16 protein-coding genes are annotated in these 18,879 nt (G+C 43.2%); 11 read left to right on the top strand and 5 right to left on the bottom strand.

Annotated elements, in window-relative coordinates; all coding sequences use genetic code 11:
* The first annotated feature begins 31 nt into the window (after positions 1-31).
* From SJY39_RS07675 to SJY39_RS07650, 6 genes are all read left to right on the top strand, one after another.
* Positions 32-721: a DUF2786 domain-containing protein gene (locus SJY39_RS07675; protein WP_010438241.1), complete on the top strand. Its 690-nt coding sequence runs from the start codon at positions 32-34 to the stop codon at positions 719-721.
* A gap of 112 nt (positions 722-833) precedes the next feature.
* The gene (locus SJY39_RS07670; RefSeq protein WP_010438238.1) at positions 834-1,502 is read left to right on the top strand and encodes an OmpA family protein; all 669 of its coding nucleotides are present in this window, start codon (positions 834-836) and stop codon (positions 1,500-1,502) included.
* 157 nt (positions 1,503-1,659) lie between these two features.
* Complete coding sequence (locus SJY39_RS07665) at positions 1,660-2,688, top strand: J domain-containing protein (protein WP_010438235.1); 1,029 nt, start codon at positions 1,660-1,662, stop codon at positions 2,686-2,688.
* Positions 2,689-2,853: 165 nt separating this feature from the next.
* On the top strand, positions 2,854-3,042 hold the full coding sequence (locus SJY39_RS07660; RefSeq protein WP_010438232.1) for a hypothetical protein: 189 nt from the start codon (positions 2,854-2,856) through the stop codon (positions 3,040-3,042).
* Positions 3,043-3,363: 321 nt separating this feature from the next.
* Entirely contained in the window at positions 3,364-3,771 is a 408-nt protein-coding gene (locus SJY39_RS07655; RefSeq protein WP_010438229.1) for a SulA-like leucine-rich domain-containing protein, read from the top strand.
* A 262-nt stretch (positions 3,772-4,033) separates the two neighbouring features.
* A complete protein-coding gene (locus SJY39_RS07650) occupies positions 4,034-5,137 on the top strand; it encodes a phosphoribosylaminoimidazolesuccinocarboxamide synthase (protein ID WP_010438225.1) in 1,104 nt (367 codons plus the stop codon).
* A 125-nt stretch (positions 5,138-5,262) separates the two neighbouring features.
* On the opposite strand, the gene SJY39_RS07645 is transcribed toward SJY39_RS07650, so the two are convergent.
* Both SJY39_RS07645 and SJY39_RS07640 read right to left on the bottom strand, forming a co-directional pair.
* Positions 5,263-5,640 (bottom strand): hypothetical protein, encoded by a 378-nt coding sequence (locus tag SJY39_RS07645; RefSeq protein WP_010438222.1) that lies wholly within the window; start codon positions 5,638-5,640, stop codon positions 5,263-5,265.
* Positions 5,641-5,843: 203 nt separating this feature from the next.
* Positions 5,844-8,228 (bottom strand): helicase-related protein, encoded by a 2,385-nt coding sequence (locus SJY39_RS07640; protein WP_016768355.1) that lies wholly within the window; start codon positions 8,226-8,228, stop codon positions 5,844-5,846.
* A 184-nt stretch (positions 8,229-8,412) separates the two neighbouring features.
* Between SJY39_RS07640 and SJY39_RS07635 the strand changes: the two genes are divergently transcribed.
* The 3 genes from SJY39_RS07635 to SJY39_RS07625 all read left to right on the top strand — a co-directional run bounded on the left by SJY39_RS07635 (position 8,413) and on the right by SJY39_RS07625 (position 12,595).
* The gene (locus SJY39_RS07635) at positions 8,413-10,101 is read left to right on the top strand and encodes an NAD-dependent malic enzyme (RefSeq protein WP_016788526.1); all 1,689 of its coding nucleotides are present in this window, start codon (positions 8,413-8,415) and stop codon (positions 10,099-10,101) included.
* A 172-nt stretch (positions 10,102-10,273) separates the two neighbouring features.
* Positions 10,274-11,026, top strand: a complete 753-nt coding sequence (locus tag SJY39_RS07630) for a vancomycin high temperature exclusion protein (RefSeq protein WP_016783897.1) — start codon at positions 10,274-10,276, stop codon at positions 11,024-11,026.
* 198 nt (positions 11,027-11,224) lie between these two features.
* Positions 11,225-12,595: a DASS family sodium-coupled anion symporter gene (locus SJY39_RS07625; RefSeq protein WP_010438212.1), complete on the top strand. Its 1,371-nt coding sequence runs from the start codon at positions 11,225-11,227 to the stop codon at positions 12,593-12,595.
* A 241-nt stretch (positions 12,596-12,836) separates the two neighbouring features.
* On the opposite strand, the gene SJY39_RS07620 is transcribed toward SJY39_RS07625, so the two are convergent.
* The gene (locus SJY39_RS07620; protein ID WP_010438209.1) at positions 12,837-14,132 is read right to left on the bottom strand and encodes a GGDEF domain-containing protein; all 1,296 of its coding nucleotides are present in this window, start codon (positions 14,130-14,132) and stop codon (positions 12,837-12,839) included.
* 302 nt (positions 14,133-14,434) lie between these two features.
* On the opposite strand from SJY39_RS07620, the gene SJY39_RS07615 reads away from it, so the two are divergent.
* The gene (locus SJY39_RS07615) at positions 14,435-15,259 is read left to right on the top strand and encodes a DUF2797 domain-containing protein (RefSeq protein WP_016792954.1); all 825 of its coding nucleotides are present in this window, start codon (positions 14,435-14,437) and stop codon (positions 15,257-15,259) included.
* Between the two features lie 218 nt (positions 15,260-15,477).
* Here SJY39_RS07615 and SJY39_RS07610 read toward each other — a convergent pair whose 3' ends face one another.
* Together SJY39_RS07610 and SJY39_RS07605 are read right to left on the bottom strand one after the other, a co-directional pair.
* The gene (locus SJY39_RS07610; RefSeq protein WP_016783896.1) at positions 15,478-16,677 is read right to left on the bottom strand and encodes a GGDEF domain-containing protein; all 1,200 of its coding nucleotides are present in this window, start codon (positions 16,675-16,677) and stop codon (positions 15,478-15,480) included.
* A gap of 363 nt (positions 16,678-17,040) precedes the next feature.
* The gene (locus tag SJY39_RS07605; protein ID WP_010438203.1) at positions 17,041-17,925 is read right to left on the bottom strand and encodes a LysR family transcriptional regulator; all 885 of its coding nucleotides are present in this window, start codon (positions 17,923-17,925) and stop codon (positions 17,041-17,043) included.
* A gap of 238 nt (positions 17,926-18,163) precedes the next feature.
* Here SJY39_RS07605 and SJY39_RS07600 point away from each other — a divergent pair, with 238 nt between their 5' ends.
* Positions 18,164-18,835: a type 1 glutamine amidotransferase domain-containing protein gene (locus tag SJY39_RS07600; protein WP_010438200.1), complete on the top strand. Its 672-nt coding sequence runs from the start codon at positions 18,164-18,166 to the stop codon at positions 18,833-18,835.
* The last annotated feature ends 44 nt before the right edge of the window (positions 18,836-18,879 follow it).

The following is an 18,879-nucleotide window of genomic DNA, read 5'->3' as shown; positions in this document are numbered from 1 at the left end:
TTAAAAATTTGCGGTAATGATTAAGTAGTCGATGGATAAGAAAAAAGCCCTAAAGAAAATTGCCAAGTGTCTTGAGCTTGGAAATTCTGCGAACGTCAATGAAGCTGCCAATGCAATAAAAATGGCGCATAACTTGATGCTGAAATATGGTCTCGAAAAAGACGATATTGAATTTATCAAGATGGGAAAGACTCAATCCTCTCACCTGCTACCTGCAAATATCAGTTCTACACTGCTGCGTGTTATTCGCGGTATTAACACCAAGTTTGGCGTAGAGGCGGTGTTATTGAATCACAAAGGCCTTAAACGAGTGGAGTTTATAGGTGAAGCGGATCGCGCTATCTTTGCTGCATTCGCATTCGATATTATTTATCGCGAGCTAAATGAACATACAGGCCAATTCAGAAATAGCTTTGCTGGTTCTGGAACAGGGTCGCTTGAAGTGACACGTCGTGTGAATTCATTTGTCTCTGGTTGGGTTGAAGGCGCACTGGAAAAGCTACCAACCATTACTCCAGACGATGAATCAAACAACAAGATCAATAACTACATCGATAAAGAATTCAAAAATATCGACCGTGAGACCTTCAAGCAACAATTAAGAGAAGCGATGAAAAACCTCACCGCTGATTATGAAGTTGGCTTGAAGAAAGGTCGTAAATTGTCTGTTAATAGACCAGTTGCCGGGGCCCAGGCTGCTAAAAAGATAACAAAATCATAGAGCCGCTTTACATTGCTTCAACGTATTGATAAAACCATTATTAATATTTACAGGACTATGCTTGTCATTCGTTACCCATAGGTTTGACAGAAGTACATGATGGAGAAATACGTTGAAAAAAATCACTTTAGCCCTAGCGCTCACTGTCGCTTTAACGGGGTGTCAGGCAACTCAACGCCAAAATGCGACAACGGGTGAATCTGAGACGAACTCTGCAACTCAAGGTGCTCTAATTGGTGCTATCGCTGGTGCAGTAGCTGGTGTTGCAACAGGTGACGACTCTAAAGATCGCCGCAAGCGTGCATTGATCGGCGCTGCAGGTGGCGCGGCTGTCGGTGGTGGTATTGGTTACTACTTCGACCAACAAGAAGCTGCACTTCGTGAAGAGCTCATGAACTCTGGCGTTCAAGTGGAACGTGTTGGTGAGAACCAACTCCTGCTTCGCCTAGAAAATGGGATCGGTTTTGATTCGGGCTCTTACGCTTTAGAATCAAGCATTCACAACACACTACGCGGTGTTGCTCGTATCTTAGTTGAATACCCTGACACAAGCCTCGTGATCGACGGCCATACAGACAGCACTGGCAGTGAATCAACTAACCAAATTCTTTCCGAGCGTCGTGCTGAATCGGTTCGCGCATTCTTGATTTCTCAAGATGTCGCTGCAGGCCGTGCCATCGCTCGTGGTAACGGCGAACGTTACCCTCTATGTGACAACAACACGTCTCAAGGTCGTGCTTGTAACCGTCGCGTAGAAATTCAAATCTTGCCGCTTAAGTAGCACGATTAAAGCCCAGTAACCTTTATCTATTGAATTAACCACTATATAGTTGCTTGTCAGTCGTATGGTTTATTTTAAGCGTTGCGACTTAACACTCAGCCACATAGCGTATTCATACTGATACATCAGCACTGGGCTTTTTTACGAGACTTATCTTTTGCTTATCTTATCCAACTTCTGGTCATCGTCACTTCTTAGAACTTTATTTCTAGCCCTAACGCTGATCGCCCCAAATTTAGCTCATGCTCAACTCTCATTGAACTCACAACCTCAAGACCCAGCTTCTCAGTATCAATTAGCTCAAGCGTATGAGCTGGGAATTAATGTGCCTCAAAATATCGACGACGCATTCTATTGGTACTCGCAATCAGCGGACAATGGCAATCCAGATGCACAATTTAGACTTGGCGAATGGTACTTGGCAGGAACAAGAATAGAGCAAGATAGCAAGCTCGCTTTAGAATGGTTCATCAAAGCGGCACTGCAAGGCAACAAGCGCGCCCCCTTTGAGGCGGCTAAGATCTATGAGTCCTCACTTGATGAAGATCTCCTTCAGCCATTAGATGCCGCACAGCTATGGTATGAAGCTGCTTTGAAAGACAATTCTGACGCAGAAGAGGGCTACAATCGCATTCTAGAAGAACAATTTAATCAACAACGTGCAAAGCAGATCTCTTCAATTGAGCAGCTTAATGACAACGTCAATGCTGAAGCTAGCACAGTTCAGTCCTCTAAAAAGGCGGCTATCCGTTCTAACCTAACGCATTCGGACTACCTGATTGGTGTAGCCTTGGCCCTGTTGATTTCAATTGCCAGTATCATCATGACGCTGGTCATATCTAAAAAAAGACTGACTTTGAAATCGGGTGAATTGGGTCAGCAAAAACAGACACTTGAAGCACAGATTAGCTCGAAAGATTTGACCATTAAGCAACAAAAGCGTCAGCTTCAAACCATTTACAACGAATTAAAAAAACAAAAAAACAGCAAAGGTCTGAATAACTTGCAGGTAGCCTGCGCGTTATTCGGGTACACGCCAAGCTCGATTCCTGATCAAAAAAATATCAAAACCCGATACAAGCAGCTCTCTAAGATCTATCATCCGGATGGTCATGGATGTGACGAAGAAATGAAACGTTTGAACAATGCGCTAAAAACCATCTTACAAAATGTTACAAAACCGTAAACAACCACACACCTTTGGCTTTCCAATTCGCAAATATATCGATTTTATTAGTGTTGCAATCGATCCCCTTCTCAAAAACAGGTAACAAACTATTAACTAATGGGGCTTACTTATGTCATAATTTGCGCCGAAAATACACCTGACGTATACAGGTGAGGAGAAAATATGTTCACAGTAGAAGGCGTTTGTGATTGGTGCAAAAAGCCAAGCCTAGTTAAAAAGCACGATTACCTAGATGGTAAGTGTCATCATGCATGTAAAGAGTGCAATGACATTGCAACCATTGATGTTCGCCAGTTCAATATTGGTGAAATGGAGATGAGAACAAAACTCTCCCAAGCCACATTAAGATAAGCAACAACATTGAAATATAAGAAAGCGCCTGAGGCGCTTTTTTTGTATCTGGGATTTGTCTTCTTATCTTCTACACAGGTATATACAGTACTTTTCTGTAAAAACCACTGTATACATCTGTATAGAAATCACATTTTTTCAATTTCTGAGACAAAATAGAAAATTCATTCAAATTTAATTTACTTATTATTTTCAATAACTTAAATTAAACCCACCTATATTACCAATAGGAATCGTCCAATAATCCCGCAAAAAATGCTTGATCTTATAAGCAACTAAAACTACTGTATACACATACAGCATGTATATAAGGACAGCAAAATGATTCAAGCACACGTTAAAGCCCAACACTCTAGCCCGCTAGTTCACTGCGTATTTACATCAGTTTCTCGTAAAAGCAAAAATTCAAACGAGGAAGCGTTGTTCGCTAGAATGGCGTTGCTGTCCAATCAACATCAGTGGTTACTGTTTACGGCTCAAACACCGAGACCATCCGCTAAGCAGCTGAAGCAACATAATGTTTGCTGTGACCGCGTTATTCATATGAAAGCCTCTCACCAAATGACTGAAGTAGAAACAGTCGAGAAAGCTATTCGCTCTAAGAATGCGAGCGCAATCGTTGCAAGTGCTTCTATCGACTCATTCAGCCAACAGTATCTAAGAATGTTAGGACAACGCTTTCAATGCGAAGTGTTCTTCATCGATGACAATTCAGAACGCATTCACTAAGCCACCTCGCTTAACAATTTAGCTAACAAACATAGCTCGATAACATAGCTCCAAAACACAGCCAATAGACTGCCTTCCCCTGCCCTACAATTCGCCAATTTTTAAGCGGGTCGTTAGGCGGGGGGTTTTTATTTGATCAATAGATTTAGCAATCGATTGCTTTTTCTCTGGAAGCAAAGACTAGATTGGGTATAATGCCCGTCTAATCATGTGCACACCGCACTTCTCTGTATGACGTTTGATAAAAGATAGGAATGTCTAAATGAGCCTTGCTGATCAAGTTCTTGCCGTAAATGATGACCTACCAATCCGTACTGACAAACCTGTCCACAGCGGCAAAGTTCGCTCAGTCTACTGGTTAACTGAAGAAGATAGCCAACGACTAATTAAAGACAAAGGCTACGACGTAGCACCGGATGCGCCTTTAGCCATCATGGTGATCAGTGACCGTATCTCTGCGTTTGATTGTATCTGGCGCGGTGAAGGGAATCTTAAAGGTGTTCCGGGGAAAGGAGCAGCTCTGAATGCTATCTCTAATCACTGGTTCAAATTGTTTAAAGACAACGGGCTTGCTGACAGTCATATTCTTGATATCCCTCACCCATTCGTATGGATTGTTCAAAAAGCTCGTCCAGTAATGATTGAAGCGATTTGTCGTCAATACATCACAGGTTCAATGTGGCGTGCATACGCAAACGGCGAACGTGAATTCTGCGGCATCGAGATGCCTGAAGGCCTAGAGAAAGACAAGAAGCTACCTGAACTGCTGATCACACCTTCAACAAAAGGGATTTTGAAAGGCATCCCTGGCGTACCAGAAGCTGACGATGTGAACATCACACGTAACAACATCGAAGACAACTTCGCTGCGTTCAACTTTACTCAAGCCAGTGACATTACGCATTACGAAAAACTTCTAAAAGAAGGCTTCAACGTAATTAGCCAAGCACTCGCAAACGTCGATCAAATCTTTGTTGATACTAAATTTGAGTTCGGTTATGTAAACGATGCTCAAGGTAAAGAAAAGCTTATCTATATGGATGAGGTCGGTACACCTGATTCATCTCGTATTTGGGATACTCAAGAATACAACAAAGGCAACATCGTCGAGAACTCAAAAGAAGGTTTCCGTCAGTTCTTACTTAACTACTTCCCTGATGCAGACATTCTGTTGAACAAAGAGCGTATGCCAGAACGTGAAGCTCTAGCTCGTGACAATGAACTTCCTTTGGATGCATTGATGTCTCTTTCTCGTACTTACCTTGATATCGCAGCGAAAATCACCGGTGCAGAGATAGTACTGAGTGAAAACCCTAAGCAAGAGATCATCGATGTATTACGTGCCGACTACGGACTGATCGATTAATTACGCTAGATGACTAATACAGCTTGGATACAAAAAGGGCCTCAACATTGAGGCCCTTTTTATGTCTGTTGATAAGTTGCCGAACACTTTTAGTGTAGGTTAAAACTGATGGCTGAAACTGGTCGCTAAAGCTTAATGGTAAGCTCTTCTCCAGTATTTCCCGCAATCATTAAGTGACTACGTGATTCGATATATTCGATCTGCTCTTCTTCAAGAGAATAAGGCATCACAACTTTGAGTTCGTTGATCCCTTCTAGTTTGGCAAGTTTAAGCAAGGTAACAATATTTGATTCATCGCTTTTACGTGTAGACATTGATTTCAATGCCATCTGCCATAAACGATCTTCTGGGGTGCCCAACTCTTTGATGCTATCTCGCCAGACGGTACTGAACACTGGCGCAATTGTGGTAAGAGCTTCCAGAAAAGTCCACTTTTTACTGCATGAGGCGCCAAGAAATGTTGTGTAATCGAACTCTACACGCGTCTCTTCCTGTTTATCCATGATGTCCCCCGACACTTTGGCAACACAATATACTCAATATCTATCAACTTTTTCTTTATAGCAATAGGATATAGAAGAATAGTCTTTTATGACCTTTTGATTGGTTAAAAAGGCATATAAAAATCAAAACCGTAACATAATAAGCACTGAAAAATAATATATGCGCCTATTTGATTAATATTTTAGAGATAAAACTTATCCATCTATTTTATATCAATTATTCGGCTCGCTTTTTTGTACTGAATACGCCATCCAGACCATGTAGGCAACTCCCAGCGTTTTGGTGATAACTTCCGACTACCCGATTGATAATGCACGTAAATCAGCTTCCTTCCAGTCAAGTATTCCACCTCAAGCTGCAAGTCGGCAAGGCACAATGAAAACGGATATTTTTCTGAGAACTCGTTATACAGCCAAGCAGGTATACCATCAAAGGGAATGTCGTTATGTTCAAACATTTCCAGCTCGCTGACATCCGTCACGCCTAACACTTCCAGTTGTTCTATAAGCCATAGTTCAAAGCTCAATTGCTCGATCTCTGGTGTAAATTGAGTCTGCTCATCTAGCCCGAGTTTGACGTAAAGCTGCCAATGCTTAATCTCTTGAGTACGGGCCTCTGCAAAACCAGGAAGCTGAGCACCGCTTACCACGAGATCAACGATAGGCTTTAAAGACAACGGTCCTTCTGCCTCTACCAGCTTAGTCGTAATCGTGCGGCCAGCGTACACCAATGCCATTTCAGTAAACACGCCCTCGTCATTGACCACGGTTTCACTTTGCTGCCATTCACCCAAATCTGCTTCAACAACGAGTTCTAAAGGAATAGGCGCAGTGGTCGTAGCTAAGATCAGTGTTTGCTTCACACCACGACCCGGTAAGCTGTGAGTGTCCAACACCAACATAGCTTGCGCATTGTCAGGGAAACGATTCTGGCGACCGAGTACTACTTCTAACATCCCGTTGGCAAAGGCTTCTTTCCTCTTCAGTCGGCGCACAAACACGAGCTCAGGATGTAAATTAACAATAGTCTTAAGCAGTTCAATGCGTTGGAAACGTGACGCGACTTCTAACTGAGGAAGCTCAAACACCTCACGCATTTGCGTCGCCAACCCTTGAGCTTCATTCAATGCCTGCTTATCTATTTCTAAATGTGGATAATCACGACCGCGTACAATCTGAATTAACAGGGATAAATCACATCCTTCTTTCTCTTGTTGAGCGAGTGCTTCCAAATGGTCTGCATTATTAGGTAATTGGTATAGACGAGCCGGAACTGAAAGCGCTGCCGTGAGATCCACCATCGCCTCTTTTAATGCTTTGTTTTTAATTCGAGTAACAATATCGGCATACAAGGCATCAATTGGCAGCGGGTAAAGTTTCTTTCCATGCTCGGTAATTTGATGGTCGGTATTAATCGCCTCCATCGTAAGCAAGGTTTGAGTCGCGCTATTTAATGACTTCTCTGGAATAGGGTCAAGGAAGGACAAGCTCTCAAGCGGAGCACCACAACATGCCGCGGCCAACATAGGTTCTGTTAATTCTTCACGTTGCAGTTCAGGTGGTGTGACTAATTCTAACGCCGCATGCTCGCCATATAGACGAACACAGACACCATCCATCACCCTACCCGCGCGGCCAGCTCGTTGCTTGGCACTCGCTCGTGATATCGATTTAAGCATCAGTGTCGTTCTTCCGTTTCGTTGAACGGTGCGTCTTTCTAACCCTGAATCTATCACCACACCTATGTCGGGTATAGTTAGTGAGGTTTCAGCAACGTTGGTCGCCAAAATGACTTTTCGTAAACTGTCGCCGTCATTTTTAGTATCGATATTACGACCAGAGAGCGCTAAACCTCGTTCTTTATCACTCACTGATGCATGCAATTTAACAACTTGGATATCTGGATTCTTTGCCAAGGTTTGCTCACAATGCACGATCTCTTTTTTACCCGGCAGGAAAACCAAAATATCGCCACGAGAAGCGATCAGTTGGTGATTCACTTCTTCAGCAATACGTTGCTCTAGATGTCGAATATCGGGTAATACTCTTGATTCATTCGCCCTATTTTCAATAGCAACTTGATAAGTTCGGCCTTCACAGCTTATTCGATTCGCATTCAGATAGTGAGCAAGGCGCTCACCTTCAATGGTGGCAGAAGTGATCACCAAACGATGACTCGCTTTTTGTTTCAGAATCGCCACCAGCAGATCAATATCCCAGCGCCTCTCGTGAAATTCATCCACCACAATGACATCGAAACTAGCAAGTCCATCTTCAGATAACCAACGCAATGCGATTCCGGGAGTCACAAAAACCACATCGGTTTGCTCGCTATATTCAGATTCAAGCTTAATGGCGTAGCCGACCTTGCTACCCAACTTCTCACCCGATTGCTGTGCGAGGTATTTAGCTAATGACGTACAGGCGATTCGTCTTGGCTCTACCACAAGTACTCGCCCATGCTGAGACGCCCACACCGGTAAACGTGTTGATTTGCCCGATCCGGTTTCTGCTTCGACTACGAGGTGAGAACTGCCGATTTGATCGTGGAATGCATTTTGATAAGAATCGATGGGAAGTAGAGACATAAAAAGGAAGCGTCGCGAAAAAATGTGAGCAAAGTATAACGAATTATGGCATTCAAATTCGATAAGTGTGGGACATAGGTAAGAATATCATTTTGTTTGCTCAGATCGGAGGGAAACTATTTACAATTGAATAACTAAACCGTTATCATTTTTCAGTTACCCTTTCTCCCATATTAGGCATCCAATGAACAACGATAAACGCCCTCTGTATATCCCTTATGCTGGTCCTGCTTTACTAAGTACCCCTCTTCTTAACAAAGGCAGCGCATTCTCTGCTGAAGAGCGCAGTTCTTTCAACCTTGAAGGCTTGTTACCGGAAACAACCGAAACAATCCAAGAGCAAGTTGGACGTGCATACAAACAATATTGTAACTTCGAAAGTGATATGGATAAGCATATTTACCTACGTAACATCCAAGACACTAATGAAACGCTTTTTTATCGTTTAGTTCAAAACCACATCTCTGAAATGATGCCTATCATTTACACGCCAACAGTTGGCGCAGCATGTGAGAACTTCTCAAATATTTATCGTCGTGGCCGTGGTCTGTTTATCTCATACCCGAATCGCGATCGTATCGATGATCTACTGAATAATGCGACAAACCACAACGTTAAAGTTATCGTGGTTACGGACGGTGAACGCATTCTTGGTTTGGGAGACCAAGGCATCGGTGGCATGGGTATTCCAATTGGTAAGCTAGCGCTTTACACAGCTTGTGGCGGTATCAGCCCAGCTTACATGCTACCAATCGTGCTCGATGTGGGTACTAACAACCCTCAACGTCTTGCAGATCCAATGTACATGGGTTGGCGTCATCCTCGTATTACAGGTGCCGACTACGACGCATTCGTTGAAGAGTTCATCCAAGCGGTTCAACGTCGCTGGCCAGATGCATTAGTTCAGTTCGAAGATTTCGCACAAAAGAACGCAATGCCTCTACTTGAGCGCTACAAAGATCGCATCTGTTGTTTCAACGATGATATCCAAGGCACAGCAGCAGTAACGGTAGGTTCTCTACTTGCAGCATGTAAAGCAGCAAACAGCAAACTGTCAGATCAACGAATAACCTTCTTAGGTGCGGGTTCTGCAGGTTGTGGTATTGCAGAAGCGATCATCGCACAAATGGTATCTGAAGGTATCAGCGATGCACAAGCTCGCTCTCAAGTTTACATGGTTGACCGTTGGGGTCTGCTACAGGAAGGCATGCAGAACCTGCTTGATTTCCAACAGCGCCTAGTTCAAACCAACGCGAATACTAAAGACTGGGAAAGCGATGGCACTGGCTTCTCTCTACTAGACGTTGTTCGTCACGCTAAACCAACTGTATTGGTTGGTGTATCTGGTGCGCCAGGTCTGTTCAGCAAAGAAGTTATCAAAGAGATGAACCTTCACTGCGAACGCCCTATCGTGTTCCCACTGTCGAACCCTACTAGCCGTGTTGAAGCAACACCAAACGACATCATTCGTTGGACTGATGGCCAAGCACTTGTTGCAACAGGTAGCCCATTTGAGCCAGTGGTTCACAACGGTACTACTTACCCAATAGCTCAGTGTAACAACAGCTACATCTTCCCTGGCATTGGCCTTGGTGTACTGGCTGTGAACGCTTCACGCATTACTGACGAAATGCTAATGGAATCAAGCCGTGCGCTTGCAACGTGCTCTCCACTAGCAATCAACGGTTCAGGCGCTCTACTTCCACCATTGGAAGAGATCCACACAGTATCTAAGAAGATCGCTTTTGCTGTTGGTAAGAAAGCGATTGAACAAGGTGTAGCGCTAGAGATCACAGATGAAGCTCTTCAACAAGCAATTGACCAACATTTCTGGCAACCGGTTTACCGTCGCTACAAGCGTACTGCGTTCTAATAAATTGAACTGTATTCTAAATAAAGAGCGTTAACGACTCTTACTAGAGCCTCTGCCAATGCAGAGGCTTTTTTCTTTTCACTGTCTTGTCTTTTTAGCTGATTTTTCTCATTTTTATTTGGTATTATCGAGCACTCAAAAATTAATGCTCAGCCAAAGGACCATACCGAGAGTGAAATTTGATTCTCACATTTTCCGTAGCTACTTAAAAAAAGCTTACAAAAAACTACAAGGTTTTCTGTTTGGCGCTTTCCTCGTGTTCTTAGTAGGTAGTGCTGCGGTTATTGCGATTGATTATTGGGTTTCATGGCAAGCAAAAGATCGCATCATCTACCATATCGATGATGTGCCAGAGCGCGAAGTTGCCGTTGTACTTGGTACCAGTAAATACCTAGGTAGAACACTCAACGAATACTACAAACATCGAATTGACGCTGCTATTGAGTTATTCGATCGTGAAAAAGTAGAGCAATTTCTACTGAGTGGCGATAACGCTCATCGTTCTTATAACGAACCGTGGACAATGAAACGTGACTTATTAAAAGCCGGTGTGCCCGATGAACGCATCAATCTCGATTACGCTGGTTTCAGAACTTTAGATTCAATTGTTCGCGCCAAAAAGATCTTCGATACCGATAACTTTTTAATTATCACACAGGAATTCCACTGTGAAAGAGCACTATTGATCGCAAGCTCTTACGATATTCACGCCCAATGTTTAGCAGTTTCAGGTCCGACTCACCACTCTGGAACAACCATACGTTTACGTGAAGTGTTCGCGCGAACTAAAGCGTTCCTTGATTTGTATATTATTGGTACTGCACCCAAATTCCTTGGACCTAAAGAACCAATTCAACCCAGCCCTAAGCAAGAAACACTGCCTATTCCTAGCCCTATCGCAGACCCTTCAGATCCCGATGTGTAGAAACCTACACATTTTGAATTTGTTGCCTCACATTTCCCTACTGTTACACAAAAACACACCAACGCTCCTTTCTTAACTTAAGTAACATTCCCCCAACAAAGTCCGACCCTACATCAAGCTATATACCTCGTACAGAATAAGCACTACTCAATGAAGTCAGTACACCAATAAAACGAGGATAAACAAAAGGAGCGTCTTATGACGGCACTTGTTACTACACTGAAACACTGGTTGTTTACCCGCAACAGCATGATATTAATTGGTAATTTCACACTATTTGCACTCTTGCTCAACACCTTACCATTCGAAGCACAAGTGAATACGGGTTTAAGTATTCTCGTGTTCGTTGCTATTTTATGGTTAACCGAAGCGATTCACGTCAGCATCACCGCTTTGCTTGTTCCTCTATTGGCTGTCTTGTTTGGTGTGTTCAATACGCCCGCAGCACTGGCTAATTTTTCGAACCCAATCATCTTTTTATTCATGGGTGGCTTCGCACTGGCAGCCGCACTGAACAAACAGGAGTTGGATAAAGCGATTGCCGACAAAGTATTACTGATAGCAAAAGGCAGAATGTCGGTCGCCGTATTCATGTTGTTTGGTGTGAGTGCTGGTCTATCAATGTGGATCTCCAACACAGCCACCACAGCGATGATGCTTCCTCTTGTTCTTGGTATCATGAACAAAGTCGACCAAAGTGAAGACCGCAACACCTACGTGTTCGTGCTACTTGGTATTGCTTACTGTGCTTCAATCGGTGGTATTGCAACCTTGGTTGGTAGCCCACCAAACGCTATTGCGGCGGCAGAAGTTGGCCTAAGCTTCACTGAGTGGATGGCGCTTGGCCTACCAATCTCAATGATCTTGTTACCAATCGCGATGATTATTTTGTACGTCATGACTAAGCCGAAACTTGACCACAAATTCGAATTAGACCATGCCCCTGTTGAGTGGACAAACAGTAAGAAAATCACACTGTCTATCTTCCTTCTAACGGTAACGCTTTGGATATTCGGTAAACCAATCAATGCTATGATCGGCGGCTTCTCTAAGTTCGATAGCTTGGTAGCGATTGGCGCAATTGTACTACTTGGCGCTTCTAGAGCGGTTGAATGGAAAGATGTTGAGAAGACAACGGACTGGGGTGTACTTATCCTGTTCGGTGGTGGTATCTGTTTAAGTAACATTCTTAAAGCGACAGGAACGAGTGTATTCCTAGCGCACTCTCTAAGCGGATTTTTAGAAACAGCTGGTGTTCTTCTTACGATTCTAGCGGTGGTAGCGTTCGTGGTATTCCTAACGGAATTTGCGAGTAACACTGCAAGCGCAGCACTGCTTGTCCCTGTATTTGCGACTATTGCTGAAGCGCTAGGTATGTCTCCAGTTATCTTATCGGCGCTAATTGCCGTTGCCGCTTCTTGTGCTTTCATGTTGCCAGTCGCGACACCACCTAACGCAATAGTGTTTGGCTCGGGTCACATCAAGCAGAAAGAGATGATGCGAATCGGTATGGTATTAAACCTAGTTTGTATCCTAGTTCTGACATTGTTCGCTTGGATTTTCTGGTAAGCATAAACGCCTAGTTGGTGATACTCCAACTAAGATGATTACTGTTTCCCTGATACAGCCTTTCTAAAACAGCCCGCTCAACAAAATTCGCTACGAACGAGGGCGTTGAGCGGGCATCGTAAGAAAAATAAACGTTTTTACCTTTTGGTGGCTCTTCGTCACCTTTTTTGCTTTTAGAATGGTAGCCATAGCGATGCCACATACTCACTTATGGTTTTTTCACAATCGGAACAACCTCAGATTAGTGACTCAAGAACACCTGATTTCGACCCGAATGTTTCGCTTGATATAAAGCTTCATCAGCACGAGCAATAGTCTCTGTCACCCGCTCTTGCTTCATCTCGGCAAGACCAACACTGCAAGTAAGAGGGTCGCCATGAACCCATAGGTGTTGACTAACCAAAAGCCTTATTTTCTCTGCCTTTCTTTGCGCTTCTCCAGCGTCTGTCTCAGGACAAAAAACAATAAACTCTTCCCCGCCCCACCTCACCAACTTGTCGGTAGCGCTGATCGAGCTACCCACTACCATGCTAAACTCACGTAAAATATGGTCGCCCATCTGATGTCCGTACTTATCGTTCACACTTTTGAAGTAGTCAATATCGAGGTACAGCATACTTAGCTTCCCATGCCCTTGCTTCACCTGTTGAGACTGCATCTTCAACCAATCACGGATCGCGTGTCGGTTAAGTATGCCTGTTAACTCATCTCGGTGAGCCATCTCTGAAAACTCAAAGTTTTGCTCTCGTAATGCACGGTTAACACTCTTAAGGTGGTGGTGCCTTTTTTCTGCAATCACCATACGCTTGCGTGAGTGATGCAATTCAGAAAGTAAAAATACAGTACCTGTGCCTACCCAAATGAACAGCAAGATTAAGAACAAACTTTCTGCTGATATATAGGATCCTTCAAATTCAATACTGCGAATAACAATTCGATGATGACCTAATTTTGCTCCAGAGGCGGTCGCAAATTCAACCATATTGACATTTGAATATTCTGGAGCCGAATGTTCTAGCGCAATATCGTTATCGGCAAGCCACCATGTCATCACCTGCAGGTTAGCAATAGGAATCTCAATCACACCGCCATCTACACCAGGTGAAAACTCCATACCATTATACTTATGCGTGTATTCGTCATCAGATACAGAGTAAGCAGGATTATAATTGCGTAGATAGGTTCTCAAACGACCGCTAGAATCCGCTTCCGCATGATAATCAATATTGACTCTGAAGGTATGGTATTGGGAAAGATCAAGGCCAGCGGTAATGTCTGGATTGATACGAATTGACAGGCCACAATAAGGCCACGGATACTCAGACTCTTTCAATTCACAGTCGAGAATATACTGGCCATTTTTAAAAGATATTTGAGAGGTACTGATACCCCTGTCAACTTTATCGCTAGTTGCGACAAATTCATATTTATCAGGAGTAATAGCAGTTATCACACGACTCCCGCTCACACGGTAATACTGCACAATGGCAAGCGTTGTGATAACGAGAAAGATAACAATCTTATGAATCCACTTCACGTCTAAACTTCCGGCTAAGGTCCCTATAGTTGGGATTTCACGATATAAAATAAGTTAAGTAAATCAGTGATCTTCATTCCAACAACTCACTGAAAAACGTTATATCACGCCAGAACAAAATGTCATACTATATTTTCATGTGCATGTTGACTGGTAATTATTCACGCCGAGAATCAAGTAATATTGCGTATAAAAACAAACTCTATTTGTTATACTCATCGCATAATCATCGTTAACCGTAGCGCCTGCTTAAAGAGCATCCGAGTCGACGAAATAATAATCAAAATACAACGAGTAATGTCATGTCTTTATTAGCAAAAGGAACACTCAAGAAAATGAGTGCTTCGCTTGATGGTGCGGTTACCTACCGTTTATCTGTCGGTGAAGAATTTGTAGAGCTAAACCCTCTGATTGGTAAAACCATTAACCTCTCTCACACCGGTAATATTTTTTGCTGCTCGTGTGGCAAAAAAACCAAGAAAAGCTACTCGCAAGGACACTGTTTTGTGTGTATGAGAAAGCTGGCAAGTTGCGATATGTGCATCATGAAGCCAGAGACTTGCCATTACGATGAAGGCACTTGTCGTGAGCCTGAGTGGGGTGAAGCGAACTGCATGGTTGATCACTTCGTTTACCTGTCGAACACATCAAGCCTTAAAGTGGGTATCACTCGTCATACTCAAATACCTACTCGCTGGATTGACCAAGGCGCAACTCAAGGCCTGCCTATCTTGAAGGTGAAAACACGTCAGATTTCTGGCCTGATCGAAGTTGAGTTAGCAAAGCACATTGCTGACAAAACTAACTGGCGCACGCTACTCAAAGGCGACGGTGACGATATGGAATTGATAGAAAAAGCCAAAGAACTATTGCCATTGGTTGAGGATAAAATCCAAGAGATCAGAGCGAAGTTTGGTGACGATGCTATCGAGATTCTGAGCGAAAACATCACTTCATTGAGCTACCCAGTTGAACAGCACCCAGTGAAAATTGTATCGCACAACTTTGATAAGAACCCAGAGGTAACTGGTGTACTTCAAGGTATTAAAGGCCAGTACCTAATCCTAGATACTGGTGTGATTAACATTCGTAAATTTGGCTCTTACGAAGTAGAAGTTTCTGCTTAGTAAGCCAACGGTTTTATAAGCAACTGCTTTTATTAGACACTACTTTGATAAGCCAAAGCTGAGTTCATTTAAGCGGTGAAATCTAAACAACTTTGACCAGATTACACTGAACTTATCATGACGATAGAAACTAAAATGCCCTCAGCGATTGCTTAAGGGCATTTTATTATCAATACGATTCTATGCTAGCCGCCTAACTAAACCATGTTTAGTCAACATTAAGATGTGCTCACTTCTCCGCATACACAATTTTTTCCACTCGCTTTAGCTTGGTACAGAGATTGATCCGTTAAGTTCACGAGCGCATCAATGGACACTTTCCCTTCGCACGATCGGCTGTCACTGACTCCAATACTGACGCTCACATTAAATCGAACATGTTTGCTGATGTTAAACTGAGTTTGATTAAATTGCTGGCGAATTTGGTCAGATACTGCGCGTGAAATTTGAGGAGAAGCATTTGGGAGAAACACGATAAACTCTTCGCCACCCCAACGCCCTGCAACACCACCAGCTTGCTCTACATTACGCTTGGTAATACTAGCCAAAGCACAAATAACTTCATCACCTACCATATGACCGTAAGTATCATTGATCGATTTAAAGTCATCGATATCAAGTAGCATACATACAACATGATTATCGGAAGCAAGATACGCTTTCAGCCAATCGTAAATCGCTCTTCGATTGAGCAAATTGGTCATTTCATCGTAATTCGCTTGATGAAGTAACTGTTTCTCCAACATTACTTTTTGAGTCACATCTTCGAGCACCACCTGAACCGCTGGCTGACCTTTCCAAGTAATCGCATTGTCGTAAATATTGAAGAACCGGTGAACCTCGTCGAACCCTATATTTTCAACCACAGTACTAGTTCCTGACAACTCACCAGACACAATCGCTTGATAATGCTTACTGATACCATCCGTATTCTGTTTTGGTACCAATTCAAGAATCGACTCTAGCTCTAATACTTGCTCGATGGACGTGCCGCCTTGCATGTTGACCCAAGATTGATTGACCATCAACGGTTTGAAATCTCGATGAACCAAGATGCCCTGTCCTGATTGCATGATCATATCGTGATACATCTTATCTTGCTCACGCACCGCATTTTGCAACTGAATAGCAGGAGATAGATCGATAACCGTGACTTGCAGTGCAGGTCTTCCCTGCCACTCCGTAACATGGTCGATAGAAAACACTGTGAACTCTCTACCGTTACGATCAACATTGGTATAAGTATGAACCTGAGGATCTCGTTGACCGCTGACCGTTTCAAGGTAGTTTTGATAGGCTAAAACATGAAATTCTTCTGATATAAGATCTAAAAAGCTATCTATATTAAGCAGTAGTTCTTCGGGTGATTGGTATCCATAAATACGCGCATAATTAGCATCAACGCTAACTACATTCATATCTTGAATAGTTATTACACCGTATGTGGATTCGAAATTTATTGACGACATTGCCCACTCCGCACTAGAGCTATACTTCGTAAATTGGAGTATAACGACATATCCTACTAGCGACTTAACACAATCTATCGCACGCCAGACACATTAATATATCAACTAGTATATCGTACTGCTTCACGCTTCTCTACAATTCAATTGCTTACACGAGACATCAAAAGCTAGCAAGAACATCAATCTTGTTACGCGTGTCAAAAAACAAAAAAAGATAACACCTATCAATGTAAACGTTTCCTTAGCCTTGCTCTCGTTTACTAAACCTGGGCCGCTGAAAGCATCAAACTCTTTTCCTTAATCGCTTTCTAACTATTCTTGCCAGTCAGAAAAGTAAGAGACGAGAAAATCGATCGCAAGCCGTGCTCTCTGTGGTAGAAAGCGACGGTTTTGGTAAACAATCCAACTGCTGGTTCCTGCTCCCCAATACTCTTCTAGTACTGGAACCAGTTTTCCATAAGCAAGAGCGCCATTGAAACTGCTTTTTGGTAGGTAGACAATGCCAAGCCCCTGTTCACATGCTTTAATCACTGCGCTTGAGTTATTGCTTCTCCAGCGACCATGCACTCGTACTGCATTAAGCGGTTTTCCATCTTTTTCAAATAGCCACTGATCACTGTTGGCAATGATGCAACTGTGTAATTTCAACTGTTCTGGGTGAACTGGTGTACCAAATTGATCAAGATAAGCTTTGCTGGCTGCTGCCGCCATTGGGCGATCAACGAGCTTTCTTGCCACCAACCCCGAATCATCCAACCGACCATATCGAATCGCGAAATCGATGCCATCTTCGATGAAGTTAACCATCTTGGTATTAAAGTTCATCTCTATAGTTAGATCTGGGTGGTCTTTGGCAAATTCCATCAACGCAGCAGCCACATGATTTTCTGCAAACGCGCCTGCGGCACTCACTCGTAATGTGCCACTTAACTGAGCTTGTTGAGAGGTCACTTGTTCATTTGCCTGTTGCAGCCCAATAACTAGATCTTTGCACTGCTGATAATAGGTGTGACCCGATTCAGTTAAGCTTACCATGCGTGTAGAACGAGCAAGCAAGGCAACACCTACCCTTTCTTCTAACCTTGAAACTTGGCGACTGACATGACTGGTACTGCAACCTAACTGCTTTGCGGCCGCAGAAAAGCCGTGACACTCTGCTACCGCAACAAACTCATTAATACCTTCAAAGCTATCCATACTTCACCTGCTTACATCTAACGAATTCACATCGACTAATTCATATCTAACTATTGCTATATAGCAATAATGTTTTGCCTATTCGGTATATTATCACTCAAATGGTTTGCTACTAGTATTACAGATAACGAAACAGCGGTATCTAAATTGAAAACTTTGGTTTTCTAAATAAAAACCACGATACCTAAAGCAAAAAAACGACGCTGAAACCAAACAAACGTGCTCAAAGGGACGAATCATGAAAAAAATACTAATACCTGTGACTAACCACGCAACACTTGGCAATACAGATCAAGCGAACGGTACTTACGCTCCTGAACTAACTCATGCTCTCAAAGAGATCATTGCTGCAGGTTTTGAATACGACATCGCTTCTATCAAGGGTGGTAAAGGTCCACTGTATGGAACCGATATTGAAGGGGATTCAGTAAACGCCGAGATCTTGGCTGATGATGACTTCCAGAACCGCATCAACAATACGATTCCTGTAAGCCAAATTAATGCAGAAAGCTACGATGCTATCTTCTACCCCGGTGGATTCGGTTTGCTTTCAGATCTAGCAACCGACGAGCAATTCGCAACCATCGCCGCTAAGCACTATGAAGATGGTGGCGTTATCTCATCAGTATGTCACGGCCCTGCAGCACTGCTTCCGATTGTCCTAAGCAACGGCGAGAAGCTATTAAGCTCTAAATCGGTGACAGGCTTTACACGTGAAGAAGAAATCGACTTTGGGACCATCAATGACATCCCATTCCTATTGGAAGAATCGCTTACTCGTAGCGCAGCGCGTTTCAACAAAGTTCAACCTTGGCATGAGCTTGTGATTGTTGATGAGCGAGTGATTACCGGTCAGAACCCAACCAGTGCGCACGCAGTAGGTGCAGCTCTGGTTAAGCTGTTGTCTTAGTTCAATCACGGGCTTAATCGAATAGCGGTTTTAGTCGTAGTAGA

Origin of the sequence: Vibrio sp. R78045 (assembly GCF_042466085.1) — a bacterium.
Lineage (GTDB): Bacteria > Pseudomonadota > Gammaproteobacteria > Enterobacterales > Vibrionaceae > Vibrio > Vibrio cyclitrophicus.
The sequence above is the reverse complement of the archived record's forward strand: the minus strand, read 5'-3'. Positions and strand labels throughout refer to the sequence as shown.